Annotated in this window: 21 protein-coding genes; 12 read left to right on the top strand and 9 right to left on the bottom strand. The window is 41.9% G+C overall.

The features are described 5' to 3' along the window. Together LKX84_RS08050 and LKX84_RS08055 are read right to left on the bottom strand one after the other, a co-directional pair. A complete protein-coding gene (locus tag LKX84_RS08050) occupies positions 1-2,082 on the bottom strand; it encodes a PorP/SprF family type IX secretion system membrane protein (RefSeq protein WP_228236618.1) in 2,082 nt (693 codons plus the stop codon). Between the two features lie 6 nt (positions 2,083-2,088). Further along, entirely contained in the window at positions 2,089-4,350 is a 2,262-nt protein-coding gene (locus LKX84_RS08055; protein ID WP_228236619.1) for a gliding motility-associated C-terminal domain-containing protein, read from the bottom strand. 264 nt (positions 4,351-4,614) lie between these two features. Between LKX84_RS08055 and LKX84_RS08060 the strand changes: the two genes are divergently transcribed. The 4 genes from LKX84_RS08060 to LKX84_RS08075 all read left to right on the top strand — a co-directional run bounded on the left by LKX84_RS08060 (position 4,615) and on the right by LKX84_RS08075 (position 7,504). Then, a complete protein-coding gene (locus LKX84_RS08060; protein ID WP_228236620.1) occupies positions 4,615-6,300 on the top strand; it encodes a glutamine--tRNA ligase/YqeY domain fusion protein in 1,686 nt (561 codons plus the stop codon). 308 nt (positions 6,301-6,608) lie between these two features. Then, positions 6,609-6,938, top strand: a complete 330-nt coding sequence (locus tag LKX84_RS08065) for a YtxH domain-containing protein (RefSeq protein ID WP_228236621.1) — start codon at positions 6,609-6,611, stop codon at positions 6,936-6,938. Positions 6,939-6,941: 3 nt separating this feature from the next. Next, positions 6,942-7,292, top strand: coding sequence for a hypothetical protein (locus LKX84_RS08070; RefSeq protein WP_228236623.1), 351 nt, complete (start codon positions 6,942-6,944; stop codon positions 7,290-7,292). Beyond that, on the top strand, positions 7,289-7,504 hold the full coding sequence (locus LKX84_RS08075; protein ID WP_228236624.1) for a DUF6327 family protein: 216 nt from the start codon (positions 7,289-7,291) through the stop codon (positions 7,502-7,504). The genes LKX84_RS08070 and LKX84_RS08075 overlap by 4 nt, the downstream gene beginning before the upstream one ends. 63 nt (positions 7,505-7,567) lie before the next feature. On the opposite strand, the gene LKX84_RS08080 is transcribed toward LKX84_RS08075, so the two are convergent. Then, positions 7,568-8,497, bottom strand: coding sequence for an SPFH domain-containing protein (locus LKX84_RS08080; protein WP_228236625.1), 930 nt, complete (start codon positions 8,495-8,497; stop codon positions 7,568-7,570). An 87-nt stretch (positions 8,498-8,584) separates the two neighbouring features. Next, positions 8,585-10,087, bottom strand: a complete 1,503-nt coding sequence (gene gltX / locus LKX84_RS08085; RefSeq protein WP_228236626.1) for a glutamate--tRNA ligase — start codon at positions 10,085-10,087, stop codon at positions 8,585-8,587. 121 nt (positions 10,088-10,208) lie between these two features. Between gltX and LKX84_RS08090 the strand changes: the two genes are divergently transcribed. The 5 genes from LKX84_RS08090 (at position 10,209) to LKX84_RS08110 (ending at position 17,645) form a co-directional block, all read left to right on the top strand. Beyond that, positions 10,209-13,658: a hypothetical protein gene (locus LKX84_RS08090; protein ID WP_228236628.1), complete on the top strand. Its 3,450-nt coding sequence runs from the start codon at positions 10,209-10,211 to the stop codon at positions 13,656-13,658. Next, positions 13,651-14,070: an rRNA maturation RNase YbeY gene (gene ybeY, locus LKX84_RS08095; RefSeq protein WP_228236629.1), complete on the top strand. Its 420-nt coding sequence runs from the start codon at positions 13,651-13,653 to the stop codon at positions 14,068-14,070. The genes LKX84_RS08090 and ybeY overlap by 8 nt, the downstream gene beginning before the upstream one ends. A 2-nt stretch (positions 14,071-14,072) precedes the next feature. Further along, a complete protein-coding gene (mnmG, locus tag LKX84_RS08100; RefSeq protein ID WP_228236630.1) occupies positions 14,073-15,941 on the top strand; it encodes a tRNA uridine-5-carboxymethylaminomethyl(34) synthesis enzyme MnmG in 1,869 nt (622 codons plus the stop codon). Positions 15,942-16,067: 126 nt separating this feature from the next. Beyond that, positions 16,068-16,907 (top strand): class I SAM-dependent methyltransferase, encoded by an 840-nt coding sequence (locus LKX84_RS08105; RefSeq protein ID WP_228236631.1) that lies wholly within the window; start codon positions 16,068-16,070, stop codon positions 16,905-16,907. Positions 16,908-17,138: 231 nt separating this feature from the next. Beyond that, positions 17,139-17,645 (top strand): OmpH family outer membrane protein, encoded by a 507-nt coding sequence (locus LKX84_RS08110; RefSeq protein ID WP_228236633.1) that lies wholly within the window; start codon positions 17,139-17,141, stop codon positions 17,643-17,645. Positions 17,646-17,696: 51 nt separating this feature from the next. On the opposite strand, the gene LKX84_RS08115 is transcribed toward LKX84_RS08110, so the two are convergent. From LKX84_RS08115 to LKX84_RS08125, 3 genes are all read right to left on the bottom strand, one after another. Beyond that, on the bottom strand, positions 17,697-18,272 hold the full coding sequence (locus LKX84_RS08115; protein ID WP_228236634.1) for a DUF7010 family protein: 576 nt from the start codon (positions 18,270-18,272) through the stop codon (positions 17,697-17,699). Positions 18,273-18,505: 233 nt separating this feature from the next. Beyond that, positions 18,506-18,901 carry a DoxX family protein gene (locus LKX84_RS08120; protein WP_228236635.1) on the bottom strand — a complete coding sequence of 132 codons (396 nt, stop codon included), beginning with the start codon at positions 18,899-18,901 and terminating at the stop codon, positions 18,506-18,508. 13 nt (positions 18,902-18,914) lie between these two features. Next, a complete protein-coding gene (locus tag LKX84_RS08125; protein WP_228236636.1) occupies positions 18,915-20,066 on the bottom strand; it encodes an ATP-binding protein in 1,152 nt (383 codons plus the stop codon). A 133-nt stretch (positions 20,067-20,199) separates the two neighbouring features. Between LKX84_RS08125 and LKX84_RS08130 the strand changes: the two genes are divergently transcribed. From LKX84_RS08130 to LKX84_RS08140, 3 genes are all read left to right on the top strand, one after another. Beyond that, entirely contained in the window at positions 20,200-21,390 is a 1,191-nt protein-coding gene (locus tag LKX84_RS08130) for a phosphoglycerate kinase (RefSeq protein WP_228236637.1), read from the top strand. A 115-nt stretch (positions 21,391-21,505) separates the two neighbouring features. After that, a complete protein-coding gene (locus LKX84_RS08135; RefSeq protein WP_228236638.1) occupies positions 21,506-23,110 on the top strand; it encodes a lytic transglycosylase domain-containing protein in 1,605 nt (534 codons plus the stop codon). Positions 23,111-23,122: 12 nt separating this feature from the next. Then, on the top strand, positions 23,123-24,121 hold the full coding sequence (locus LKX84_RS08140; protein ID WP_228236640.1) for a DUF4837 family protein: 999 nt from the start codon (positions 23,123-23,125) through the stop codon (positions 24,119-24,121). 82 nt (positions 24,122-24,203) lie between these two features. Here LKX84_RS08140 and LKX84_RS08145 read toward each other — a convergent pair whose 3' ends face one another. Together LKX84_RS08145 and LKX84_RS08150 are read right to left on the bottom strand one after the other, a co-directional pair. Beyond that, positions 24,204-24,374: a DUF6747 family protein gene (locus tag LKX84_RS08145; protein ID WP_228236641.1), complete on the bottom strand. Its 171-nt coding sequence runs from the start codon at positions 24,372-24,374 to the stop codon at positions 24,204-24,206. Between the two features lie 252 nt (positions 24,375-24,626). Next, positions 24,627-26,642, bottom strand: a complete 2,016-nt coding sequence (locus LKX84_RS08150) for an OmpA family protein (protein WP_228236642.1) — start codon at positions 26,640-26,642, stop codon at positions 24,627-24,629. Positions 26,643-26,689 lie beyond the last annotated feature (47 nt).

Consider the following 26,689-nt stretch of genomic DNA (forward strand, 5'->3'; position numbering starts at 1 on the left):
CTATGCGGTTGTGTTTGGTTTAACTCGCATGATCCACATGTCGTCATCATACGAGGCGTTTAGTTTGGAGTAGTAAGAGGTTAGGGCGTTGCCCCAAGTTTCATGTTTCTTGAGGTATACATATCGTAGACCGTCATTAGGATTAACAAAATAGCTTGCATTTAATCCTCTGGCATTCAGTTCTTTTACAAAGTATCTGGCATTGGATGAGCTTTCAAAAACACTGGCGATAATGTAAAAGCCGGAAGGAAGCCCATCAATGGAGGCCGTCTTCACGGACATATTCATTTTTCCATGGCCCAATACGGCATTGGCCACATTTTTGGACAATACGGAATTATCATATTTTGAGCCGGCATTGTTGGCAACTGCGGTATTCAATCCACCGATGGTTGCATCGGTTCCGCCATTTACGTTCATGATCCAGGCATCACCTTGGTACTTACCGTCCATTTTGGTGTGGTAGGCGTTCAATGCCTCTTTTTTGTTCCCAAAATCACCAATATACACGTAGTTAAGCCCGTTCTTTGGATTTTGGAAGTAATCCGCATCTAAACCTTGGGCCCGTAGTTCTTCTACAAACTGATCTACATTTTTGGGATCCTTGAACACATTGGCGATCAAATAATGGCCGCTTTCTACATTGGGAACACTGTGTGCCTTAAAGTAGGCGTTGTTGGTTTTGGGCGCGGTGGTCCTGAATGTATTATCCTTGTTTACAGGAGTTTGCGCCAAACGGGCATCATTTTTATTCTCATTGATCTTGATGACTTTTTTGGTTGAGGTGCTGTTGCTCAAACCATGGTTGGCCAATGGTTGGGTTTTTCTGGAGACTACATCAGCAGTATCCATATTGGCAAAATAGACCTCTTTGGCTTTCTCCTCAAGCTCTGGGTTTTGGCCGCGGGTCTCACGCTGTACCATCTTCATGACGGTTTCGAAACGCCTTTCAAGATCCTGTTTTCTATTGCTTTCGATGGAATCTTGACGCATCAACAATTCATCCAAAATGGCATCGTTTTCGGCCAGTTTGTCCTTTAGTTGTGCAATTTCAAGATCCTTATCAGTAATATTTAGACTGTCTTGGGGAACACTTTCTTCATTGGAAACCAAATCCTCGTTTTCATCTTCAAACATCACACGATCTTCGGTCAAGTTGGGGGTAAATGAGTATGCGAGTGAAATTTCATGGGTTACCCCAAAGTTTTCAAATTCGTTGCTCAATCCTTTTTCAACCGTATAACCCAATGAAATGTTCTTGGTCAGGTTAAAACCAAGCCCGGCAGAGGCTCCATAGTAATCGTCATAACCTCCTTGAACCCAACCCAATTTTGGAAGGTCAAGAATAAGGTTTCCGCCAAGTACCAGGTTTTGGTCCCCCACTTTTCTCACCCTTGCCAAAGGCATCAACCGGGCGCGTTCCATAATACCCGCACCATTTTTAAACTGATGGGTATATTGTAGGTGACCTGAGTAGGTTTTATCGGCGAATTCAGTTACCGATTCGCTATTTTTCAGGTTGTAATCAAATAGGTTTTCAGCAAATCCACCAATATCAAAGTTCCCGAAAGAAAAGTTGAAACCAGGCTGGAATGTTACCAATGAACTTCCTTCAAGCGTACTTAGGTAAGGATCCACATCAACAGAATTGATACGGTCTTGGTTAAGTGCACTTTGGTAGTAACTCACGTTGGCACCAAAGGTGAAGGTGCTCTTAGGGCTCAAACGTACCCCATAAGCATAGTTGGCATGCACACCAAAATTGTTGAAAACCCCCTCCCTATTGGTAAAAAGGCTTACCCCTACACCGCTTCTATCACTAACCCTACCACTGTAGCTCAAGAAGTACACTTGGTTGTTATCATCAAAAGATACCGATTGGTTCCTGTGGAACAAATTGATATAGGATTTGTCCTCACGCACCGTAGAAAACGTTGGGTTGATCAAGAACCTGTTGAATTTCAACAAGTTTTGAGATGGAACGTTATAGGGTACATACGGATCCTCTTCCTGTCCGCGAACTCCGGAGAAGACAAGTAGCAAGATGAATGTTAGTAGTAGTAGAGGTTTTTGGGTTTGCATTGCTGTTTATTTGATAACAGTGATGGTTCCTTGTTTCAGGCTTTTTCCACCACGTGTGATCTTATAGTAAAAGATCATACTCTGTTTGTTGAACGTTGTGGTGGACTGTGGCCAGTTGTTCTCATAGCCTGCTTGGCTAAATACCTGTTCTCCCCTTTCGTTGAAAATGGTAACGAGAACGTTCGGGTCTCTTGAATAGGTGTTGGGCAATACCCATAGATCGTTGATACCATCACCATTAGCGGTGATTACGTTAGGGATGGCGAACATATCTCTATAGGAAACGGTTATTACTTTGCTTACGGTACAGGTTCCAAAGCTGGCCACTAATAAGTACTGACCTTCGGTTTGGAAACCATAATAATTATCTGTTGATATCAGGTTGTTACCAGCATCATACCATTCATAGGAATCGGCACCACTTGCGGTGATAGTTCCCGTTTCCCCTTCAATGATGACAAGGTCACTGGATTTATCCAAAACCAACAAGGAAGCATCAAACGGAGTGATGGTCACTTGATTGGATATTATAGGACAATCATTGCTGGTGATAACCAATTGATAAACGCCAGGTTGACCAACTGTTAAACTCGTTGATGAACTGTCTACAACGGCGCCATCCTTTTTCCAGGTAAAGGTTTCGCTGCTTAGATCAATGGAGCTTTCCAATACAATGGCATCTCCTCCATCACAGTAAACCGTTCCGTTTGAAGTGATGACAAGGCTTTGGTTCGACGCCAATTTTAGGTCTAGATTGTTAGAAACCGCATTGAAGGCATCAATGGTTCCAGTTAATTGGTAGGTTCCATTTTTGGTCTGATCGGAAACGGTGATAGTCTTGGCAGTTTCGCCGCTGATATTGGCTCCGTTCCATTTCCATTGATAGGTAAATGAAGCTTGTAGATCCGCGGTAACATTCGTTTTGGCACCGTTGTCACTTACCGCATTGATAGTGGTAAGGCTTAGGGTAGCATCCGTATTTTCACAAGAAGTATAAGTTCCCACAAAATCCACTACAAACTCAAAGGAATCCGGGGATACAATGGTTGTAATGGCAGATGATTTTGGAGCGGAGGAACAAGGTCCGCCGTTTTCGGTCACTTCTGCATAATATTCTCCGATGGCGTTTACTACAACCGAGCTGTTGGTTGCTCCAGAAATCGCGACACCATCCTTATACCACTGATAGGTAGGTGATGATGCGGTGGAAGAAACGGATAATGTTTTGGATTGTGAAGGTAACAACACAATGTTCTCGGCATTTTGAAGGGTCACTTCAAAATCGCCGGCACTGGTTACAGTTACCGCAGCTGATTTTTCAATACAAACTCCAGTACCACTAATTTCTACGGCATAAGAGCCTTCAAACCCAGCGGTGTTGGCATTTACGGTATAGGAACTTCCTTCAACGGTTGGTCCGCTAACCACAACATTATCTTTGTACCAAGTATATTTATAGCCCATTCCTGTAATGTTGGCTTGCAACATTTGGGAATCTCCAGGACAAATCTGAATGGCGCTACTGCCTGTAATGGCAATTCCCGCACTTGTTCCGGTTGTAATTTCTATGGTATTGGACAACGTATTGGCAGAACCTGAACAAACAGAACCGTAATCCAGTTCCACATAGTACATGCCGGGATCGGAAACGGTGATGCTTTCCGACTTTTCGGCCAATAGGGTGCCGCTACGGTACCAGTTGTACAAATAGGAACTAGCATTAGGAATGTTGTGTGGTTTAAGGGTTACTGAACCACCACCACAAAGTGAAATCTGTCCTCCAGCCGGAATTGAACCACTTCCATTTTCGCTGATCAACAACGGGGAATTGTAGTCAATATAGTACATGGAGAACGCATCGGAAGCCGGACTTGTCTTGGCGGGATACGTACTTCTTACCCTAAACTTGAAATTTTCGCCCCTAATTTCTGTTGGTAGGGCAAATTGGAACTCAAAGTCGAAAGTAGTGTTCTTATCGCTTACCCGTGCCAACTCAACAGGGTTGCTGAAGTAGCCGTTGGCATCAGAAAGCTCTAGGATAAATTCGTTGTTGGAAGCCACCAATGGTGGGTTCCAGGTAAAGTTCACAAAATACTCATTGAAGCTGGCGGAGGCACATGCGGCCGTCCAAGCTGAGTTACCCGCTAGGTTTGGGTTATCCGCAGCAGTAGGTTTGTTCAGCACTTGGGCCTTTGCACCAGTTCCCAATAGGAGCAAAAAGGCCAAGGCCAAAAACGGAATACCATAGGTTGAACTTCTTTTTTTCATCACCGTTAGTTTTTAAGAGGTTATGGGCAATAATGCCCTGTTAGTTTGTGCCCCTTAATGTGTTTGTTCTTCGCAACGGTTCTCAGGCGTTACGATTCCATATAGTATTCCAATAACAAATATGTTCCGAATTTCGTCGAACGGAAAGATATTGTTGTGGGTGACGCCAAAAGTGTTGTGAAATGGCGTACTTTGTATAGACTATAGCACAAATAATAGCGTTGAACAGTTGATTTTGCTACATTTGCGCTTCAAATTTTGAATATGGCGGAAGAAGTTAAATCGCTGAATTTTATAGAGCATATCATTGAAGAAGATCTTAGAACGGGGTATGAAATGAGCCAATTGAGGTTCCGTTTTCCACCTGAACCGAACGGGTATCTTCACATTGGTCATGCCAGCTCCATTTGTCTCAATTTTGGATTGGGATTGAAATATAATGCCCCTGTAAACCTTCGTTTTGATGATACAAATCCTGCAAAGGAGGAAAAGGAATATGTGGATGCCATCAAAAGTGATGTGGCTTGGTTGGGCTATGAATGGGATACGGAATGCTATGCATCGGATTATTTTCAGCAGTTGTACGATTGGGCAGTTGAGCTGATAAAGGATGGAAAAGCCTATGTTGACAGCCAAACTTCCGAACAAATTGCCAGTCAAAAGGGAACCCCAACGGAGCCCGGTAGCCATAGTCCATATCGGGATCGTTCAGTGGAAGAAAACCTTCGCCTATTTGAGGGCATGAAAAACGGGGATTTCAAGGAAGGAGAACATGTGCTTCGTGCCAAGATCAATATGGCTTCATCCAATATGTTGATGCGTGATCCTGTGATGTATCGCATACTTCACAAGGCACATCACAGAACAAATACCGATTGGTGTATTTATCCTATGTACGATTGGACACACGGCGAAAGTGATTATATTGAACAAATCTCGCATTCCCTTTGTACGCTGGAGTTTCTACCTCACCGAGAGCTTTACGATTGGTTTTTGGACCAATTGGTATCAACAAAAAAATTACGCCCAAAACAGCGTGAATTTGCCCGTAGAAATCTGAGTCATACAGTAGTGAGCAAGCGTAAATTGCTACAACTGGTAGAGAGTGGCGTGGTTGCTGGATGGGACGATCCAAGGATGCCCACTATTTCTGGATTAAGAAGAAGAGGCTATACTCCGGAATCCATCAAGAATTTTGCGGACACTATTGGAATTGCTAAACGTGAAAATGTGGTAGATGTATCCCTTCTTGAATTTCATGCCAGGGAACATTTGAACAAAATCACCCCAAGGGTAATGGCAGTTTTGAGTCCTTTAAAAGTGGTCATCACCAATTACGAAGAAGGCAAGGAAGAATGGTTGGATGCCGAAAATAATCCCGAGGATGAATCCGCTGGCTTTAGAAAAGTACCTTTTTCAAGGGAGTTGTATATTGAACAAGAGGATTTTAGAGAAGATGCCAATAGAAAATTCTTTAGGTTAAAGCTGGGTGGCGAAGTGCGATTGAAGAATGGTTACATCATTCAGGCCAACAGCTGTACCAAAGACAGTGAAGGCAATGTTATCGAAGTGCAATGTACTTATGATCCCTTGAGTAAAAGTGGTTCGGGTACGGAAGAAAGTCTAAGAAAAGTGAAAGGAACCTTACATTGGGTTTCCATTCCTCATACCATTACTGCCGAAGTGCGACTGTATGATCGACTTTTCACGGATGAAACACCGGACGGTCATAAAGACAAGGATTTCATGGATTTTGTAAATCCTGATTCATTGGAAAAGATTACCGGTTATTTGGAACCCAGTTTAAAGGATGCCCAAGTTGGGGAGCAATTCCAATTTCAACGAATGGGATATTTTAATGTGGACAAGGATTCCACCAAAGAGAAAATGGTTTTCAACAGAACCGTTACTTTAAAGGACACTTGGGCCAAATTGGAACAAAAAGAGTAGTATAATTATTCCTTATTGCAAGTAAAACAACAATCAGTTTATTTTATAAAAAACGAATCGTTAGGGCGCTATTTGGCGCCCTTTTTTATTTGGGCAACCCATTTCTCTACCCTCTGGAGCGAAAGTTCCGTATAGTGTCTTATTTGCGTTTTTTCAGTGTTAGAGTCAATCTTTACATCGATTGGATCAAACTCACCCTTTTTATGATAGTAATTTAGCAGTGTACCGTTGAAACAACATGAATTAGAATTATGTTTTGAAGTTCCACCGGCACAATAAAGGAAGTTTAATTTCAAAACCTAAAAATTATGTCAAGTAATACAGGAAACATTGTAACAGCATTAGTAACAGGTGCCATTGTAGGTGCCGGAGTTGGAATTCTTTATGCTCCCGACAAAGGAACCAAGACAAGAAAGAAAATTAAGAAGAGTGCCGTAAAAGCCAAAAATGATTTGGCGAATACGATCACCAACGCAAAAGACGAATTCCATAAAACGGCAGAAGCCAAAAAAATTGAATTCGAGGAAAAGTTGGAAGACACCCTGTCCACCATGAGCTACAAGGCCGATGATATTATTGTCGCCTTGGAAAGAAAATTGGAAGATCTTAGAGCAAAGAACGCCCAACATCAAAAATAGTCTATGGCTTTCGAGGACATTAGAGAGCAAATTGCCGAGGCCGAAGATAGTGCCAAGTCCTATGTAAGCAAAAGCATCGATTTTTATCGACTGAAAAGTTTTAAATCGATGATGCAGGGAATTACTGTGGGCGCCAAGGTCATATTGATTGGATCAATGGTGGCCATGGCACTACTGTTCCTTTCCATAAGTGCCGCATTTTGGATTGGCGAATCGCTGAAGAGCAATGCTGTAGGATTTTTGTTGGTCGGCTCTTTTTATGTACTGATAGGTATATTAATCTTTGCCTTCCGACAAAGGCTGGAGAAACCGCTCCTGGAGAAGTTTTCTAAATTTTATTTTGATGAGTTATGATGCAGAAACAATATACATCCTTTGAAGCCATAGAACAGGACCTAAAAATCCTGAATCTGGAAAGGCAAATCGATGAGGAAAAACTGAAACGCTCCATTCAAAATGCCAAAAAGGAACTTTATCCGGTAAATGTTTTGGGTGGTATGGCTCCGATCATACAAAAGGTGGCCATTTCATTGATTGCCAAAAAAATATTGAAAAAGATAGGTTGAACCAATGTCTTGAGAATGGAAAAAGGCTCCCTAGGGAGCCTTTTTTATTGGATAACCAACGTGTTAATCGTTGTTCTTCTTGTTGTTTTGCTTTTTCATGGCCTCACCAATTTGGTTGCTGGCGGTGAAAGAAGCCACCATATTGTTCAACATGTCGCTACCGGCTTGTGGTGAGTTGGGCAACAAGATCAGGTTGGTATTGGTTTCCTCGCCAATGGCCTGTAGGGTATCATAGTGCTGGGTAACCACAATCAACGCAGACGCTTCCTGGGAATTGATACCCACTTTGTTCAAAACCTCTACGGATTCTTCCAAACCTCTGGCAATTTCGCGGCGTTGATCCGCAATACCTTGTCCTTGCAGTCTTTTGCTTTCTGCTTCTGCTTTGGCCTTTTCAACAATAAGGATCCTTGCGGCATCCCCTTCAAATTGGGCAGCAATTTTTTCACGCTCTGCAGCATTGATACGGTTCATGGCCGCTTTTACCTGGGCATCCGGGTCAATATCGGTCACCAAGGTTTTGATGATATCGTACCCATATTCGATCATGGCGTCCTGAAGTTCAGCTTTTACCGCAATGGCGATATCGTCCTTTTTAACAAAGACATCATCCAACTTCATTTTAGGAACCTCAGCGCGGACCACATCAAAAACGTAGGAAGTAATCTGATCATGAGGATATTCCAATTTATAGAAAGCTTCATATACCTTATCCTTGATCACTACATACTGGACAGATACTTTCAATTTTACGAATACATCATCCTTAGTTTTGGTTTCAACGATTACATCCAATTGTTGAATTTTTAGTCCAACACGAGTAACTATCCGGTCTACCAACGGAATTTTCATTTGCAATCCGGAATGGCGAATGCTTTGGAACTTTCCAAACCGTTCTATAATGACTGCGGTTTGTTGCTTTACGATAAAGAAGAACTTGAAGAAAATAACAAGCGCAAAAAATATGATAGGTATTATAAAATAATTGCCCATAGTGTTTAGATTTTTATGTTAGAAATGGAATTTACGAAACTCTAGTACACTATTAGTAGTTATCCGTTAAGTTTTGTTACAGATCCATCAATTGGATAGAGTGTTAATGGCTTTGTTGATTCGCTTTATGGTTTCTTCCTTGCCAATCAATTCCATAATATCGAAGAGATGCGGACCTTTCATATCCCCAACTAGAATTAGACGCAATGGAGGCATCACTTTTCCGAAGGAAAGTTCTTTGTTTGTAATCCACTCCTTAACTATGGTTTCAATGTTCAATGATTCAAAATCGGAAATGTTTGAAAGTATAGCGGCAACTTCTTCCATGATATCAGGAGTGTCTTCTTTCCATTGTTTTTTCACCGATTTGTCATCATAGGTGGTTGGACTTTGGAAAAAGTAATCACTTAGTTCCCAGAAATCAGAAACAAAAACTGCCCTTTCCTTAATGAGGGAAACCACTTTTTTAACTTTCGAAATTTCAGTAGTAACCTTTTGTGCTTCAAGTTGTTTGATGAAAATTTGAGCCAATTCTTCATCCGATTTTCGTTGAAGCCATTGCTGATTATACCAATTGTTTTTTTCTGGATCAAAACGTGCCCCCGATTTGTTCACCCGCTCCAAACTGAAGCTTTCAATCAATTCATCCAAAGTGAAAATTTCTTGTTCGGTACCAGGATTCCAGCCCAAAAGCGCCAAAAAGTTAACAACTGCTTCAGGAAAAAAGCCAGCCTCGCGGTAACCTTGGGATTCGTTCCAGGAAAGTGGGAAAACCGGAAAACCTCCTTTTTCCCCATCCCTTTTGCTCAATTTTCCTTTGCCGACGGGTTTCATGATGAGCGGTAAATGTGCAAATTTAGGCGCATTCCATCCAAAGGCTTTATACAGCAATTCATGTAGTGCCATGGATGGCAACCATTCTTCACCACGGATCACATGGGTAATCTTCATCAAATGATCGTCCACAATGTTGGCCAAATGGTAGGTGGGCATTCCATCGCTTTTGAACAAAACTTTATCATCCAAAATGTTGGTATCAATGGTAATTTCTCCACGGATAATATCATTGAGGACGAACTGCTCGTCCTGTGGCGATTTAAATCGAATGACATAATCCTCGCCGGCATATAATTTAGCTTGAACTTCTTCCGTAGGAAGGGAAAGGGAGTTGGAAAGTTTCAGTCTGTTATGCCAGTTATAGATGAAGGTTTTGCCTTTTTCCTCATGGTCTTTCCTGTGAAAATCCAAACTTTCAGCAGAGTCGAAAGCGTAGTATGCGTGTCCATTTTCAATAAGTTCCAGCGCGTAGGCCTTGTACAGGTTTTTGCGCTCACTTTGTCTGTATGGGCCATAATTACCTTCTTTGCCGGGTCCCTCATCAAACGGAATCCCACACCAGTTCAGTGCTTCAATTATGTATGCTTCGGCACCTTCCACATATCTGTTCTGATCGGTATCCTCTATGCGCAACAGAAAATCTCCGCCATTTTTTTTGGCGAACAAATAGTTGAACAATGCGGTCCGTAGACCTCCAATATGCAATGGACCTGTGGGACTCGGGGCAAATCGGACCCGTACTTTTTCACTCATGTTGTAAATACTTCTGGCACAAAGATACGCCCCATTTACGATTAAGAAAGCGATAGATTAAAGGCTTTTGCCTATTGTGGGCATGCCGTTCATCAAGGTTTAACAAAAATTTGCTGCTGATTTGTTAAGGATCAGGTATTTTGGTAGTACAGATTTACAGCATTTGGGCAATTACCAAGAAATATTGAACAAATTAAGTGCTTTCATTAAAAAGTACTACACCCAAAAATTGATTAAGGGCATATTGCTCTTTTTGGCTTTTGGCTTGCTTTTTTGGATAGCGGTTACCTCGGTTGAACTGTTGTTATGGTTGGACCCAAGTTGGAGGATGACCCTATTCATCCTTTTTGTTTTAGTAGAATTGTTTCTGCTATATCGATTTATAGTGGTACCTTTTTTGTACTTATTTCGGGTCAAGGGGGGAATTACAAATAAAGAGGCTTCCGTGTTGATTGGAAAACATTTTCCTGATGTTGACGATAAACTGCTCAACCTTTTGGAATTGTCTGATTCGAAAGAAAAATCAGATTTGTTATTGGCAAGTATTGAACAGCGTGCCAGTGGTTTGAAACCTGTTCCTTTTACCCAAGCTGTGGATTTCAAGCAAAGCTATTCGTATGCTAAGTATGTGATTATTCCGGTAGGGATATTGTTGTTCATTTGGATTTCGGGGAATATTGTTTCTTTTTTCAATTCCAATCAACGGGTGTTACATTATGATTTAGCTTATGAAAAGCCCGCACCATTTCAATTTCAGTTATTGAATGATAGGCTAGAGGTTTTGGATAATGAACCCTTAACTATTCGTGCCACAACCGTTGGGGATGTTCGTCCGGAAAGTGTGAGTATCGTTGTAAATGGTGAGGAGTTGTTGATGAAAAACATCGGCGGGGAGTATACCTATACGTTTGAACCTCCAGTAGCTGAAAGCACTTTTTATCTTCTGGCCAATGAATGGAATTCTAGAAGTTATACCATCAAAAGTTATGCTACCCCGGCTTTGGTAGATTTTAAGATGCAACTTCTGTATCCAAAGTATTTGAACAAAGGCCCAGAGGTGGTTTCTGGTACGGGTAATGCCGTAGTTCCTGAAGGCACCAAGGTCACATGGCATATTGAAGGAATGAATGTGGAAGAAATCCACATGGCAACTAAAGATTCGGTTTATGAATTTCAAGTTAAGGAGGGCAGATTTAGTCATGAATTAAGGTTATTTAAAAACTTGGATTATGAGTTGAGCACTTCAAATGACCACGTTCAGAATTTTGAACAACTGGCCTATGGTCTGGAGGTGATTCGAGATGCCAATGCAACGGTTCACGTGGAACAATTTTTGGATTCCTTAAATCCCAATCAATCTTTTTACACGGGCCAAGCTGCGGATGATTATGGTTTGAGTAAAATTCGTCTGGTTTGTTATCCTGCAGATGATGCCAAAGCTATTCAAAAGTTGGATTTGGAATCTCCTCAAGGTAACGTGTATCAATTTTATTACACTTTTCCTTCTGGTTTGGATTTGGTTGCAGGAAGAAATTATAAATTGTATTTCGAAGTAGTTGATAATGATGGTATTAGAGGAGGAAAGGTTACCAAAAGCCAAGTATTCAATGCTACTTATTATGACGATAATGAATTGAATAACAAAGAGTTGGAGTTTCAGAATTCAACATTGAACAAGATGTCCAAATCTCTGGAACAATTTAAGGACCAGAACAAGGAACTTTCCAAAATCAATGAAGGCCAAAAAGAGGAACGCAACCTTACGTTTGAGGACAAGGGCCAGATCAAGAACTTTTTGCAAAAACAACAACAGCAAGAAGCTTTAATGAAAAAGTTCAGCCATGAGTTAAGAGAAAGTATCGACAAAGGTTCCGAGGACAATGAACTTAAGAAAATGCTTCAGGAGCGTTTGGAAAGACAAGAACTGGAGGCGAAAAAGAATGCGGAACTTTTAGAGGAGCTGAACAAGATTGCGGATAAAATTGATAAGGAAGAACTTCAAAAGCGTTTGGAAGAATTGGGTAAAAACCAAGGAAAGAATACGCGCAACCTGGAGCAGATCTTGGAATTGACCAAGCGCTATTATGTTACTGAGAAAGCCGCTCAGATTGCCAAAGAGTTACAAGAGTTGGCAGAGAAACAGGAAATCCTCTCGGACTTGAAGCTAGGTCAAGATTTTAGTGATAAGGAACAGAAGAAGTTGAATGATGCTTTTAATGATTTGGAGAAAGAAATCAGGGAGTTGGAAAAGGACAATGCGAAATTAAAAAAGCCATTGGAAATTGATGCGGATAAAAAGAAGACTGACGATATAAGTAAAGACCAAAAAGATGCTTTGGAAGAGATAAACAAACATCAAGGCATGGATGAATCTTCACAAAGTCAGCAAAAGAATGAAGCCAGTGACAAAGCGTCCAATAAGCAGAAGTCAGCTGCCCAGAAGATGAAAGAAATGAGTCAGGGTATGCAGCAAGGTGCATCCGGTGGAGGAGCGGAAGCAGATTCCGAGGACGCTGAAATGTTACGTCAGATTTTGGACAACCTGGTAACCTTTTCCTTTAAGCAAGAAAATTTGTTTGATAACCTTCAATCCGCTGATGTTGACATTTCTCAATTTTCAAAAACCGTTAAGGATCAGCAAAACCTTCGAAGATTGTTTGAGCATGTGGACGACAGTTTGTTTGCACTTTCACTGCGTAGGGCCGAGCTATCAGAATTTGTGAATGAACAGATTACCGAGGTGTACTATAACATTGACAAGTCACTCGAAAGTATTGCCGAGAATCAGGTTTATCAAAGCGCCTCCTACCAGCAATACGTCATCAATGCTACAAATTCCCTTGCTGATTTTTTGGCAAATGTTCTGGACAATATGCAACAGAACATGAATCCAAGTCAAGGCAGTGGTGGAGGCTCGGATTTTCAATTGCCAGATATCATTAAGGGCCAGCAAGAGCTTCAGGAGAAGATGCAAGGTTCGGGTAAAGAGGGACAACCTTCACAACAACAAGGGGAACAGAATGGTAAGGAAGGTCAAGGCAATGAAGGTGAAAAAGGTTCAAAAGGTGAAGGTCAAAAGTCGGGTGAAGGAAAGGAAGGTAAGGATGGAGAGAATGGTTCAGCTGGTGGCCAATCCGGAAATGGTTTGGAAGAAATGAACTTGAATGAAGTTTATGAAATTTATAAAGAGCAACAGTTTTTAAGGGAGAAATTAGAGGAGCAGTTGAATGATATGATCAATAAATCCGATCATGATCTGACCAAAAAGCTGCTTCAGCAAATGGAGGATTTTGAAAATGATTTGTTGGAAAATGGAATCACCAACAGAACGATGAGTAAGGCTAACAACATTCAACATCAATTGATGAAATTGGAAAATGCAAGTCTGGAACAAGGAGAGAAAAAGGAAAGGGAGAGCGAAACCAACAAGAATATTTTTGCCAACCCTATTACTACTAAACCCGAACTGCTTAAAGATTACCAAAACGACATTGAAATATTAAACAGACAAGCTTTACCTTTGCGGCAAAATTTCGAAAAGAAAGTAAAGGTATATTTCAATAATGATTGAGTTTCATTTCAAGTCTGATTTGCTGTTGGGTAACATATCCGATTATTCCGATTGGATAAATAGAATATTGGATTCTGAGGACTTTGTTCTTGGTCAGATTGACTATATCTTTTGCACGGATGATTATCTGTTGGAGCTGAATCAAGAGTATTTGAATCACGATACATTTACCGACATCATTACTTTCGATTATACAGATGGAATTTCCATTTCTGGCGATATTTTTATATCAACAGAACGGGTTGAAGAAAATGCCTCAAGTTTTAAAGTTGAGTTTGAAGAAGAACTTTTACGCGTAATGAGCCACGGTGTTTTACACCTAATGGGGTACAGTGATAAGTCCGATGAAGACCAAAAGATCATGCGCAAAAAAGAGGAAGAAAAGATGAAAATGTTCCACGTGGAACCATAGATATGTTTGATAAGGAATACGATGTTATTGTAGTAGGAGGAGGTCATGCTGGCGCTGAGGCTACTGCCGCAGCAGCTAATATGGGCTCTAGGACTTTATTGGTTACCATGAACCTTCAGACCATTGGGCAAATGTCCTGCAATCCTGCTATGGGCGGAATTGCAAAGGGACAGATTGTTCGTGAGATTGATGCACTTGGAGGTTACAGCGGAATCATAACGGACAAGTCGGCTATACAGTTCAAGATGTTGAACAAAAGTAAGGGTCCCGCCATGTGGAGTCCTCGTGCCCAAAATGACAGAATGCGGTTTGCCGAAGAGTGGCGTTTGGCATTGGAAAATACCCCTAATGCCGACTTTTATCAAGACATGGTTTCTGGAATTTTGGTTGAAGGCGATAGGGTAGTTGGTGTAAAAACTAGCCTCGGAATTGAGATCCGATCAAAGGCAGTCGTGCTTACCAACGGCACCTTTTTAAATGGCCTAATCCATATTGGCGAGAAACAATTTGGGGGTGGTCGAGCAGGTGAAAAAGCTGCAACCGGAATTACAGAACAGTTGGTTGAATTGGGATTTGATAGTGGCAGAATGAAGACAGGAACCCCTCCTCGTGTGGATGGTCGTTCGTTGGATTATGCCAAAATGATTCCTCAACCTGGTGACGAAAAGCCAGAAAAGTTTTCCTATTTGAACACTCCCGTTTTAAAAACACAGCGGGATTGTCACATGACGCACACCAGTGCTTTGGTGCATGATCTTTTACGCGAAGGCTTTGATCGCTCACCCATGTTCAATGGTAGAATCAAAAGTTTGGGGCCACGTTACTGTCCTTCCATTGAGGATAAAATCAACCGGTTTGCGGATAAGGATTCTCACCAGATTTTTGTAGAGCCAGAAGGATGGGATACAGTCGAAGTATACGTAAATGGCTTCTCAACTTCCCTTCCGGAAGATGTACAATACAAGGCATTAAAAACGGTGCGTGGATTTGAACATGTCAAGTTTTTTAGGCCGGGTTACGCCATCGAATATGACTATTTCCCGCCCACACAATTGAAGCACACATTAGAAACCAAATTGGTGAACAATCTATATTTCGCCGGTCAAATTAATGGAACTACTGGATATGAAGAGGCGGCTTCCCAAGGGTTGATGGCGGGAATAAATGCTCATTTAAAAATCAACGAAAAGGAAGCGTTTGTTTTGAAGAGGGATGAAGCCTATATCGGGGTTTTGATAGATGATCTCATCACCAAAGGCACAGAAGAGCCTTATCGTATGTTTACATCGAGGGCGGAATATCGAACTCTTTTACGTCAAGATAATGCCGATTTAAGATTGACACCAAGAGGTTTTGAGATTGGTTTGGCCAAGGAAGAGCGACTGCGAAGAATGGAGGAGAAGCTAGATAAATCTGAAAAGTTTGTGGATTTTTTCAAAAAGACAAGTTTTGATCCAGAGGAAATCAATCCTATTTTGGAGTCGGTGGATTCGGCTACCGTGCGACAATCGGACAAGCTTTTTAAAGTATTCTCTCGTCCAAAAGTAACCATGGACCATATGCTTCAATTGAATGAAGTTTCGGGATATGTTGCCGAAAATGATTTGGATACAGAAGTGATGGAACAAGCCGAAATCTTGGTGAAATATTCGGGTTATATAGAGAAGGAGAAGAGCAATGCGGATAAATTACACCGTTTGGAGAATGTTCGCATTCCAGACCATTTTGATTACTCCCAATTAAAATCCTTGTCCTTTGAAGCTAGGGAAAAATTGGAATCTATTCGCCCAGTAACCATTTCCCAAGCATCACGGATCAGTGGAGTATCACCTTCGGATATAAGTGTTTTGTTGGTGTATTTGGGCAGATAATTTTATATGTGTTCCACGTGGAACACATTTTTCTTTTGTGAGAGAACATCATAAAAATGCCAAAAACCCATTCAAACGAATGCTATTATCTTCGAACTTTCATAAAATTGACCCTTCAAGAATATCATGAATCTGTTTTTAAAGACGAAAGACTTTTCTGTTTCAGGAGAAACCTTTGAACTGTTCAAAGATGAAAATCTGGACATGCTGGTGACGCGACCACAACCGGAAAATCTCTCCACGTATTACGAAAGTGAGGACTATATTTCGCACACAGATTCAAAAAAGTCGTTTCTAGACAAGTTATACCAATATGTAAAGCGTATCAACCTTAAAAGTAAGGTTCAACTTATTGAAAATCAATTAAATATATCAAAATCTCTTCTCGATATAGGTGCCGGAACAGGAGATTTTCTCCTTTTTGCCCAAACCAAGGGATTTCATGTTGTTGGTGTAGAACCTAACCAAAGCGCAAGACAACTTTCTTCTGAAAAAGGCATTTCTCTTTTGGAACAATTAGGAGCCGTTGCCGACCAAAAGTTTGATGCGATTACCCTTTGGCATGTTTTGGAGCACCTTCCCAATTTGGATGAGCAGATTACAAACATGGTTTCCTTGTTGAATGATGATGGAGTTTTGGTGATTGCCGTTCCTAATTTTAAATCGTACGATGCCAAACATTATGGATCTCATTGGGCAGCATTTGATGTGCCTAGGCATCTTTGGCATTTTTCAAAAACCTCCATTGCCAACCTTTTTGATCCTCATGGATTGGAAGTGATCGCCATCAAGCCGATGTGGTTCGATTCTTTTTATGTTTCCCTACTTTCAGAAAAATACAAAGGGAACAAAATCTATTGGTTGAGTGCTTTCTTTATCGGATTGGCGTCAAACCTTAGCGCTGTCTTCACTAAGGAGCATTCATCGCTCATTTATATCCTCAAAAGGAAAAATCAGCCCGTTTAAGCGGCGCTGTTGAGCGATCTTTTATCGACACAAGCAAAGCCATCAAACAAAAAAGAAACGCTTAGAAATCCTTATTTCTGAAAGCCGATAAAATAAGGATGTGCAATATTAACGGGAAGTTTCTATAAATTTTGCTTATACCGTGTTTAGGATGAATTTTTCAATCCCAAAAAGATAATGACCACCATTCCAAAAGCTTTTCTATTTTTGCGCAACTTTAAAAAGTGAACGATGAAAAAAATTATGATACTTGCCCTTGCTGTTACGGCCATGGCATGTCAACAGAACAAGATCGGATTTGTGGACAGCGTAAAGTTGATGGACGATTACCAAGAGAAAATCGATCTTGAAGCTCGCTTTAAAACAAAGGCCGATGCCATGAGCAAAAAAAGGGACAGTATTTCCCAATCCTTCCAAATGGAGCTTCAGGCGTTCCAGGCCAAGGCCCAAAAAATGTCGCAACAAAGTGCGCAGGAAGAATACGCCCAATTCCAACAGCGCGGTCAGTTTATCGGTCAACAATTGCAACAAGAGGAACAACAATTGCAATCAACCAGCCAAGTAGAAATGGATTCTTTGGTGAAGAAGGTGAAAAACGAGATCAAGGATTATGGCAAGGCCAATGGTTACACCTACATTTTAGGTGGAGGTGATGGCGGTTCCGTATTGTATGGCGAAGAAGCCAACGATCTTACCCAAGCCATTTTGAAGATCTTGAACGAAAAGTATAAGAAATAGTTTTTAGCACTTCTTGTAAACGGATAAGCCCATTCAATTGAATGGGCTTTTTTATGCCTTTTGAGATCGAAATTTTTTGAAAAGAAGAACGCAAAAAGAGATTTCAATGATGGATCCTGTTAGTGCGGAAAGGGCAGCATCTGCTTTTAGCCAAAATAGTATAAAGGCTGAAAGTCCCAAAAGAGCACCCAACACCCAATAGATTTTTAGGCCGTATAATGTCGAGAATGTCAAATATCGGCCACCGATGATAAGTAGCATCCCCTGAAAAAACCATTCGTGGTTTTGTAGGGAGAGCAGTAACGCCAAAGGTATGCACATGAGCATAAAAAAGGTACCCTCCATGGCCAGGTTGGCCAACACGTTTCCATTGGAATGTTTTCCCGGAATGCCAAAAGGTTTGGATAAAACTAAACCCAAAGGATGAATGAGCATACCCCCAATAAACAAGGTCCAAATGGCTGATTGCGAACTGACTTGAAAAGCAACCACCGCGGCAACAAGCCAAATCGTACCCGATACAAGAGCACCCAAGGCCCCATTTGCGTAGCCCGTTCGCATGTCGGATTGGGATTCATACACATTTTCTAGTGAGGGAGATTTAGGCGTATTGGATGTAGAGCTCATTTCTTATGCTTTTGATTAAGATCGGTTATTCGGTTTTTTTCGATTGTCAATGATTACCAATACCATAGCCAAAATCAACAAAACATTCGAGATTACTCCAAGAATGTTTATTTCGCCGTCGGGCGATGTTAGATTCAAAACTAAAAGGACAAGGCTAGCAACTAGTAGAATACCCGGAAGAATCACTTTTTTTTGAAACATAATTTTGAGGATTAAGAAAGTAAGGGTTTGAATTATTGCATCAAATACACCAAAAACACCGTAGGAATCAAATAGATGACAATGGTTTTGGCGCCTTCGTAATCCTTGGCCACCCGTTGCCCTAACAACAACATGAGAAGGGTGATGGCTGATAGGATAGATCCATATAGGCCAATGGAACTTTCCCCGTCAATGGCAAATTGGAAGATGCCCACCCCACAAAGGATTCCTGATAGCATTTCCAGCACCATGATGATTCCTAAAAGTAAGGGTACTCCACCTTTAAATAGGGTTTTGGAAAAGTGGCCGGTCAGCCAGCCCACATTGCCCTTCCAATCCATAAGTTTGTCTAAGCCACTTTGCAAAAAGGTAACGGTCAAAAAGGCCAGCAGCAGAATTTCTGTGGCGTGCGAAATTAAATTTTCCATGGTCGGTATAAATTTAAGCGGCCTTGGCGTGCAAAAGCCGTGTCAGTTTAATGGATAAATCGGTAAAAATGATTTTGGAATTTCCGTTGCGTTCCACGTGAAAAATGGCCTTTTCCAATTCTTCCACAATTTCCAAAATGTTGTTTTCATGAATAAAAGGAGCAAATTTGCCTAGGTCAAAACCCTGCATGTGGATTTTGGTATAGACCAGTTCATCTGCCTTGTAATTCAGAAGAAGCGCCTGTCGCATCATGGTCAGGCAATAGTTCAAGAATTGTTTTTGCACTTCCCTGCCCGTTTTGGCCACCTCATCGCTCCATAAAATCAATTCCTGAATGGCGCCCTTATTTCCTTTCGCCTTAAAAGCACTCCTTACCCATTGTACAAACCAACGTTCAAACACCAAATCTTCGGAATCCTTGTTCAACAGATCCAGGGCCTTGTTGAAATTTCCATTGGCTTCTTGGGCAATGGTATGCGCTTCCGCCGATGCCACACCCCGTTCAATCAGTGCGTTGCTGATCACTTGTTCCGCCAGTGGGGGAAAATGTAGTATTTGACAACGGGATCGAATCGTATTGATGATTTGCTCTTCCTCTTCAGCCAATAGTAAAAGGACTGTCTTATTTGGGGGTTCCTCAATCAATTTCAACAGCTTATTGGCGGCGGAAATGTTCATTTTTTCGGCCATCCAAATAATAAGCACTTTGTAACCCCCTTCGTATGATTTCAGCGAAAGTTTTTTGACCACATCCTGGGCCTCGTCCACACCAATTTGCCCCTGTTTCTTTTCAATGCCGATGTGTCGGTACCAATCAAACAAATTGCCATAAGGTTGTTCTTTGACGAACTGCCGCCATTCCTCCAAAAAATGGTCGCTCACGGCATGGGTTTTGATCTTGTCCGAGTTGGAAACTGGGAACGCAAAATGAAGGTCAGGATGCGTTAAGGAAGCACATTTGGTGTTGCATGCTTGGTTACCGCCTTCGTTTTCACCGCCCGCGTTGTTGCAAAGCAAATATTGGGCATAGGCCAAGGCCATGGGCAGCACTCCAGAACCTTCGGGACCCACAAAAAGTTGTGCGTGGGCCACCCTGCCCGTTTCGGCAGTGGTCACCAAATGGTTTTTGATATGCTCAAGTCCTAAAACATTTTTAAAAAGCATGTTTCAAAGATACATTATTTAAGGGTGCTGCATTTCACAGCTTTTTATGAAAAAACCTGAAAATATAACGATTCCTTCCAATCATAAAGGGAGGAAATCTTTACTTTTGAGACGCTTAAAAAGAACACATTACATGAAGACGATTGACGATTTCAATTTTGAAGGAAAAAAAGCATTGATCCGTGTAGATTTCAACGTGCCGTTGGACAGCAAATTCAATGTGACCGATACCAGTAGGATCGAAGCTGCTAAACCTACCATTCTTAAAATATTGGAAGACGGTGGTTCAGCCGTTTTGATGAGCCACTTGGGGCGTCCAAACGGAAAAGTGAACCCAGATATGTCCCTTTCCCACATTTGTGAAACGGTTGCCGAGATCATTGGGGTACAGGTAAAGTTCGCCAAGGACTGTGTAGGTCCCGAAGCTGAAAAAGCCGTTGCCGGTCTAAAAGATGGTGAAGTCCTTCTGTTGGAAAATCTTCGTTATCATGATGAGGAAGAAGCAGGTGATGAGGCTTTTTCCAAGGCATTGTCCAAATTGGGAGACATTTATGTGAACGATGCTTTTGGCACCGCCCACAGGGCCCATGCCTCTACAACCATTGTGGCCAAGTTCTTCCCTGATCATAAATGCTTCGGATACTTGTTGGCCAAAGAAATCAAAGCCATTGACAAGGTAATGGAAACCGGCGAGAAACCGGTAACCGCTATTTTGGGTGGATCCAAAGTATCTTCCAAAATCACCATCATTGAAAATATTCTGGACAAAGTGGATAACCTCATCATTGGAGGGGGAATGACCTATACTTTCGTTAAGGCCCATGGTGGAAAAGTAGGGGATTCCATTTGCGAGGATGACAAAATGGAATTAGCGCTTGATATCTTGAAAAAAGCCGAGGCCAAAAACGTAAAAGTATACTTGCCTGTAGATGTTTTGGCTGCGGATGCCTTTGATAATAACGCCAACACCCAATTTGTGGATGTGGACAAAATTCCTGATGGATGGCAAGGTTTGGACGCCGGACCCAAAACATTGGAAATCTTCAAACAAGTGATCTTGGCTTCCAAAACCATTCTTTGGAACGGACCTGTAGGGGTTTTTGAAATGGAAAGCTTTGCCAACGGAACCATTGCCGTTGGAAACTTTATTGACGAAGCCACTCAAAAAGGCGCTTTCTCCCTTGTTGGAGGAGGTGATTCCGTAGCCGCCGTGAAGCAATTCGGCTTTGAGGACAAAGTGAGTTATGTGTCCACAGGTGGAGGTGCAATGCTTGAAAGTTTAGAGGGTAGGATCCTTCCGGGTATCGCTGCAATATTGGACTAACTATCACGTTATGAGTTATTGGGGAAGGTTTTAACATGGTGTTTATGTTAATGAATTTTATTTATTCGGAAAAAAACACCATTTTCGTTTTTCCCAAAAATCAAACCCTGTCCAAATGAACCAAAAATTGAAATGTGCTGCGTTTGTAGCACTACTTTCCGCAACACCGATAATGGTGGCCCAGCAAGTGGATTCTAAACCAGTTGTGGAGCAGGATTCCGTTTTGCTTTCCGTTGAAGAAACACCGGCCATTCAAATGTCCGACATGAAAATCGATGGCGAATATATGGCCCTGGAAAAAAAGGAAAGTGGCAAATTTCAATTGCAGGATTTGGAAGCGGCCCGTAAGTATGACAGCCTTTGGTTGAAGGAACTGCACAGCAGTGCCAGCTTGTTCAGTGATATGTTGTTGGAAATTGAAAATGGACCCGGACAGGATTCTATAATTGTAGTTGATCTTCCCACGGATACGTTAAAAGCGCGTTTGGCCCGAATGAACGAGAAAACGCCTTTCAACATCTCCTACAACCCCTCTTTGGAAAGCGTGATCAAATCGTTTTTGACCAGAAGAAGGGATTTGATGCAGCGCATGATGACGGCAAGTCAGTTCTACTTTCCGCTGTTTGAAGAGGAACTGGACAAACACGACCTTCCTTTGGAAATCAAATATTTGGCCATTATTGAATCTGCCTTGAACCCCAAGGCACGATCAAGGGTGGGAGCCAAAGGGCTATGGCAGTTTATGTACGGCACCGGAAAAATGTACGGTCTGGATGTAAGCAGCTATGTGGACGAACGTCACGATCCCATCATGGCAACAGAGGCGGCCAGCAAGTATTTGGCCAAGCTATACGAAATATTCAACGATTGGGATTTGGCCCTTGCGGCCTACAATTCAGGTCCCGGTAACGTGAACAAGGCCATTCGCAGGTCTGGTGGTTATGAAAACTACTGGAACATCAGGCCATTTCTTCCACGTGAAACAGCGGGGTATCTTCCGGCTTTTTTGGCAACCATGTACATTTTTGAGTATGCGGAAGAACACGGTCTTGCCTATAAAAAAGCCGATCGCCCCTATTTTGAAACCGATACGGTTCATGTGAAGAATATGATTTCTTTCGAGCAGATTACAAAGTTGGTGGATATCAGTACCGAGGAATTGGAAATGCTGAACCCTGCCTATAAGCTGAACATCATTCCAAAAGTAGAAGGAAAGAACTACTCCCTTCGATTGCCCAAGAGCATGATCGGCAAGTTTGTGGCCAATGAGGAACAGATCTACGCCTATGTGAAACAGGAAATGGACTCCATGGAAAAACCATTGCCACAAATGGTAACAGCAAACGACCAGGTCCGATACAAGGTGAAAAGTGGTGACTATCTGGGCAAGATTGCCGAACGATATGGGGTGGGTGTAAGCCAGATCAAGGAATGGAACGGTTTAAGAAGCAATAACCTTAGGGTAGGGCAACGTTTGACCATCTTCCCACGGAAGCCCTATATTGAAACCAGCACCGTGACCAAAAGCACTTCTTCAAGCACTTCTGGGGCTGTGGCTAGTGGCTCAAAAGTGCATACGGTCCAGCAAGGAGATTCGCTTTGGACCATTTCTAAAAAATATCCTGGAGTTTCTGTTGAAAATTTACGAGAATGGAACGGTCTTAGTGGGAATAACCTAAAACCGGGCACAAAACTTAAATTGTGCGATTGTTCTTCGTAAATTTAACACAGTATGAAAAAATTTGGAACACTACTCGTTGCCAGCATTGTCCTGGCATTAGGCTCCTGTAACGATTCCGGACCTAATAAAAGATTTCTCCCGCAATCCACAGGCCCAGTAAACTCTTTGTTGGTGGTCATGGATACTGAGCTTTGGAAAGGCCCGGTCGGGGATAAAATTCGGGATGAATTTGCGGCTCAGATCATAGGCCTGCCCCAAATAGAACCGCTTTTTAACATTACCCAATTACCTCCCAAGGTTTTTAAAGGACCCACCATGTATTCCCGATCTATTTTGTTCGTGGATAAGGATTCCACGGTTTTGGCCCATATCAGCCCGGATGCCTATTCCAAACCACAACGGGTGGCTGTCATTACCGGACCAACCGAGGAAATCATGATCAAGAATTTGGATTCCTTGGCGCCAAGAGCCATCAAAGCTTTTAAAGAGGTTGAGTTGGCCGAAGCACAAAAACGCTTTAACCGTTCCTTGAGTAAAGACAAGGCCCTGGAAGAAGAATTTGGCATTACTATGAATGTGCCTTCCTTATACAAAGTTGGTAAGCGAGAGAAGAATTTTGTGTGGATGGATATCCAAATCCCAAAGGGGACCATGAACATTATTGCCTACAGCATGCCCTGGAACAGTTTTGAAAACGATTCCACTTTTGTTCAGGACATTATAAAAATGCGCGATTCCATCGGGGAGAAATACGTTCCCGGCCCCTATGAGAATACCTATATGATCACTGAAAAGGCTTTTGCACCCTATGTTTTCCCTGCGGAAATAGGAGGAAAAAAGGCCGCGGAAATCAAAGGTGTTTGGGAAATCCAGGGGTATCCTATGGCGGGTCCATTTTTAACCTATATCATCAACGATAAGGAACATAACCGAAAAATGATCTTGGAAGGCTTCACCTTTGCTCCTTCAACGGAAAAGCGTGACTATATGTTTGAGCTGGAGGCCATTCTTAAAACGGTCAACTTTAATCCACAAGCCACCTCGGATTAACAGAACACGTAACAAATAAAGCAAAAAAGCCCAGTATTTATGCTGGGCTTTTCTGTTCTTTAAATGCTTTTAGTGGAGTTAGTTAATCGAAGGCAAAGCCAGTAGCTATTCTGTACACAAAGGCATAAAGTACAATAAAGAACATAATAAAGCTAAACCAGGCAAATACCTTAAAATATTTTTCAATGATGATGTGTCCCAAATTACGGAACCCTTCCAAATAAATTTCTTTAACGAGTAATAGTCTCTTCATAAGTTAGATTTTAAGATTTAAAGACATGACAAAGATTTGACTTTGCAGGTTGGAGGTAAAATCATCAGGATAAAAGGTTAGAAAATAAAGGTGAAATCAACCGAAGGAATACGAATATCCGTAAAGCCATTTTTTTGATCGATAAAATGCATATTGTGGAAAACGGTTGGACGGAGAAAAAAATCGACGAAATGCATCACTCGACTTGAAAGCAAAGAAAAAGCCCCGAAAATCTTCGGGGCTTTTTTGTTTTTATCTTGAAACCAAGATGAATTCCGATCTTCGGTTCATCAGCTGCTTGTCCGGAGGGCAAGGTTTACCGTCCGAGCAATCGTTCAGTAATCGTTCTTCACCATATCCGATTGCACTGAGGATACGTGATGGGTCAATTCCTTCTGAAACAATATAGTCCCTGGTCGCTTTCGCCCTTCGGTCCGAAAGATATTTGTTGTACGCATTGCTGCCGATCGCATCGGTATGGGATTCAATTTTAAGGGCCAGATTTGTATCTTCTTTTAAAACGGCAACCAGTTTATCCAGTTCCACTGCCGCTTCGGGGTTAATTTTAAAACTATCAAACGCAAAATGGACGGCATTGGGTTCAAAAGGTTTCTTTACCTTTTCCCCATCCATGATTTTGCTGAGTTTCTTCAGTAGTTGGGTGACTTCAATATTTTCATTTTCCCGGGTCTTAAATGAAATATGGTCATCAAGATAGCCTTCACTTTTTGATATTACTCCATATTCCGCCAATGGGTCCAAATTCTTGAAGGTATAGGTTCCGGAGGCATCCGTGATGGTTTCTGCCAAAAGGCGACCATCAGTATCCAATAACGCAACCTTGGCACCTTCCATTATCTCACCCGTTTCGGCATCTTGAACAAGTCCTGTTACCGCATTTAAGTTCAGGGTATACTGGAAAGAATAGATGTCATCGTCACCCTTTCCGCCCGTTCTGTTGGAAGCAAAGTATCCTTTTTCCCCAGAAGCATCAATAATATAGGAGAAATCGTCCCTATTACTGTTGATGGGTTCACCCAAGTTGATGCCAACACTGAACATACCATCTTTGACATCGGATTTGTAAACGTCCAAGTTCCCAAAGCCCATGGCCCGGTTCGATGAAAAGTAGAGGGCATTATCGGTGATGTACGGGAACATTTCCTTTGCGGCGGTATTCACAGACCTTCCAAGGTTTTCAGGCTCGGAAAAACCACCATTTTCCAAAATGTCCACCACATAGATGTCCGTTTGGCCAAATCCACCGGGTCTATCGGAAACAAAATACATTTTATGCCCATCAGGACTGATGCTTGGGTGTCCTGTGGAATATTCGTCGCTGTTGAAGGGAAGTTCTTCAGCTACGGTCCATTCGCCACCCACCAATTGGGAACGGTAAATTTTTAAGTGGTTGATCCCGTTTTCGCCGCGTTTTAGTTTTTTGCCATAGTTGTTACGGGTAAAGTAAATGGTCTTCTGGTCTGGCGAGAATGCCATAGAAGCCTCATGGTATTTTGTATTTACTTTTTTGGAGAATTTTCTTGGAGCGGACAGGGCACCTTCTTCATTTTTGGTCTTGGCCACATACAGGTCCAAAAAGGGTTGGTTGGTCCATTTGTATCGGCGTGTGGTTAAAACGGAAGAATCCTTTGCCGAGGCATACACAATTTCGGAACCATTGTGGTACATGGGCGAAAAATCGGAATACGGGGAATTGATGGACAGGTTCTTCACCTTTACCGATGTGGCACCTTTCCAGCTCAAGGGTTTTGCCATTGCAGCCTCCCTTAGGTCTTCTTGGTCTTTATTATAGTACAATTTGGTCAAGGTGGCCGCTCTGCGGTATTTTCCAGTTCCTTTTAGGGTTTGGGTGTATTTGAAAAAGGTGTCTTCAGGAATTTCATCCGTGTACAATTCATAGAGCTCATTGTACCACTTAAAGGATTTTTCCATGTTCCCGCTATAATAATGGGAGTCGCCGGCATTGGAAAGAAGGGACAAGGTGTGTTTAGCCTCGCTTTTTTCAAGAACGATGTCATAGATCCTGGCCGCTTCGGCATACCACATCTTGTCAAAGTACTCGTTTCCTTTTTCGATGAGTTTATCGGCAATGCCTTCTTTACGAACGTATCTGGTAAGTTTTTTGTCGCTCAACCCATCCAGATGTTTTAAGGATTCATCTGGATAAAATGGCTCTGACGGCCCTTTTTTGGAATTGCTGGCAATATCACCATTGAACTCCAATAGGGAAACCTCTTGGGAATGCATCCCAAAGGAAATTAATAAAATAAAAAGTAAAAACAGTCTTTTCATTA

It is taken from the genome of Allomuricauda sp. M10, assembly GCF_020782875.1.
Classification (GTDB): Bacteria; Bacteroidota; Bacteroidia; order Flavobacteriales; family Flavobacteriaceae; genus Flagellimonas.

Coding starts and splice junctions, on each gene's coding strand:
- mnmG (WP_228236630.1), top strand. CDS start 14,073: ATGTTTGATAAGGAATACGATGTTATTGTAGTAGGAGGAGGTCATGCT.
- LKX84_RS08145 (WP_228236641.1), bottom strand. CDS start 24,374: ATGAAGAGACTATTACTCGTTAAAGAAATTTATTTGGAAGGGTTCCGT.
- LKX84_RS08080 (WP_228236625.1), bottom strand. CDS start 8,497: ATGGGCAATTATTTTATAATACCTATCATATTTTTTGCGCTTGTTATT.
- LKX84_RS08150 (WP_228236642.1), bottom strand. CDS start 26,642: ATGCATTCCCAAGAGGTTTCCCTATTGGAGTTCAATGGTGATATTGCC.
- LKX84_RS08065 (WP_228236621.1), top strand. CDS start 6,609: ATGTCAAGTAATACAGGAAACATTGTAACAGCATTAGTAACAGGTGCC.
- LKX84_RS08055 (WP_228236619.1), bottom strand. CDS start 4,350: ATGAAAAAAAGAAGTTCAACCTATGGTATTCCGTTTTTGGCCTTGGCC.
- LKX84_RS08130 (WP_228236637.1), top strand. CDS start 20,200: ATGAAGACGATTGACGATTTCAATTTTGAAGGAAAAAAAGCATTGATC.
- ybeY (WP_228236629.1), top strand. CDS start 13,651: ATGATTGAGTTTCATTTCAAGTCTGATTTGCTGTTGGGTAACATATCC.
- LKX84_RS08125 (WP_228236636.1), bottom strand. CDS start 20,066: ATGCTTTTTAAAAATGTTTTAGGACTTGAGCATATCAAAAACCATTTG.
- gltX (WP_228236626.1), bottom strand. CDS start 10,087: ATGAGTGAAAAAGTACGGGTCCGATTTGCCCCGAGTCCCACAGGTCCA.
- LKX84_RS08140 (WP_228236640.1), top strand. CDS start 23,123: ATGAAAAAATTTGGAACACTACTCGTTGCCAGCATTGTCCTGGCATTA.
- LKX84_RS08115 (WP_228236634.1), bottom strand. CDS start 18,272: ATGAGCTCTACATCCAATACGCCTAAATCTCCCTCACTAGAAAATGTG.
- LKX84_RS08075 (WP_228236624.1), top strand. CDS start 7,289: ATGATGCAGAAACAATATACATCCTTTGAAGCCATAGAACAGGACCTA.
- LKX84_RS08070 (WP_228236623.1), top strand. CDS start 6,942: ATGGCTTTCGAGGACATTAGAGAGCAAATTGCCGAGGCCGAAGATAGT.
- LKX84_RS08050 (WP_228236618.1), bottom strand. CDS start 2,082: ATGCAAACCCAAAAACCTCTACTACTACTAACATTCATCTTGCTACTT.
- LKX84_RS08135 (WP_228236638.1), top strand. CDS start 21,506: ATGAACCAAAAATTGAAATGTGCTGCGTTTGTAGCACTACTTTCCGCA.
- LKX84_RS08110 (WP_228236633.1), top strand. CDS start 17,139: ATGAAAAAAATTATGATACTTGCCCTTGCTGTTACGGCCATGGCATGT.
- LKX84_RS08060 (WP_228236620.1), top strand. CDS start 4,615: ATGGCGGAAGAAGTTAAATCGCTGAATTTTATAGAGCATATCATTGAA.
- LKX84_RS08105 (WP_228236631.1), top strand. CDS start 16,068: ATGAATCTGTTTTTAAAGACGAAAGACTTTTCTGTTTCAGGAGAAACC.
- LKX84_RS08120 (WP_228236635.1), bottom strand. CDS start 18,901: ATGGAAAATTTAATTTCGCACGCCACAGAAATTCTGCTGCTGGCCTTT.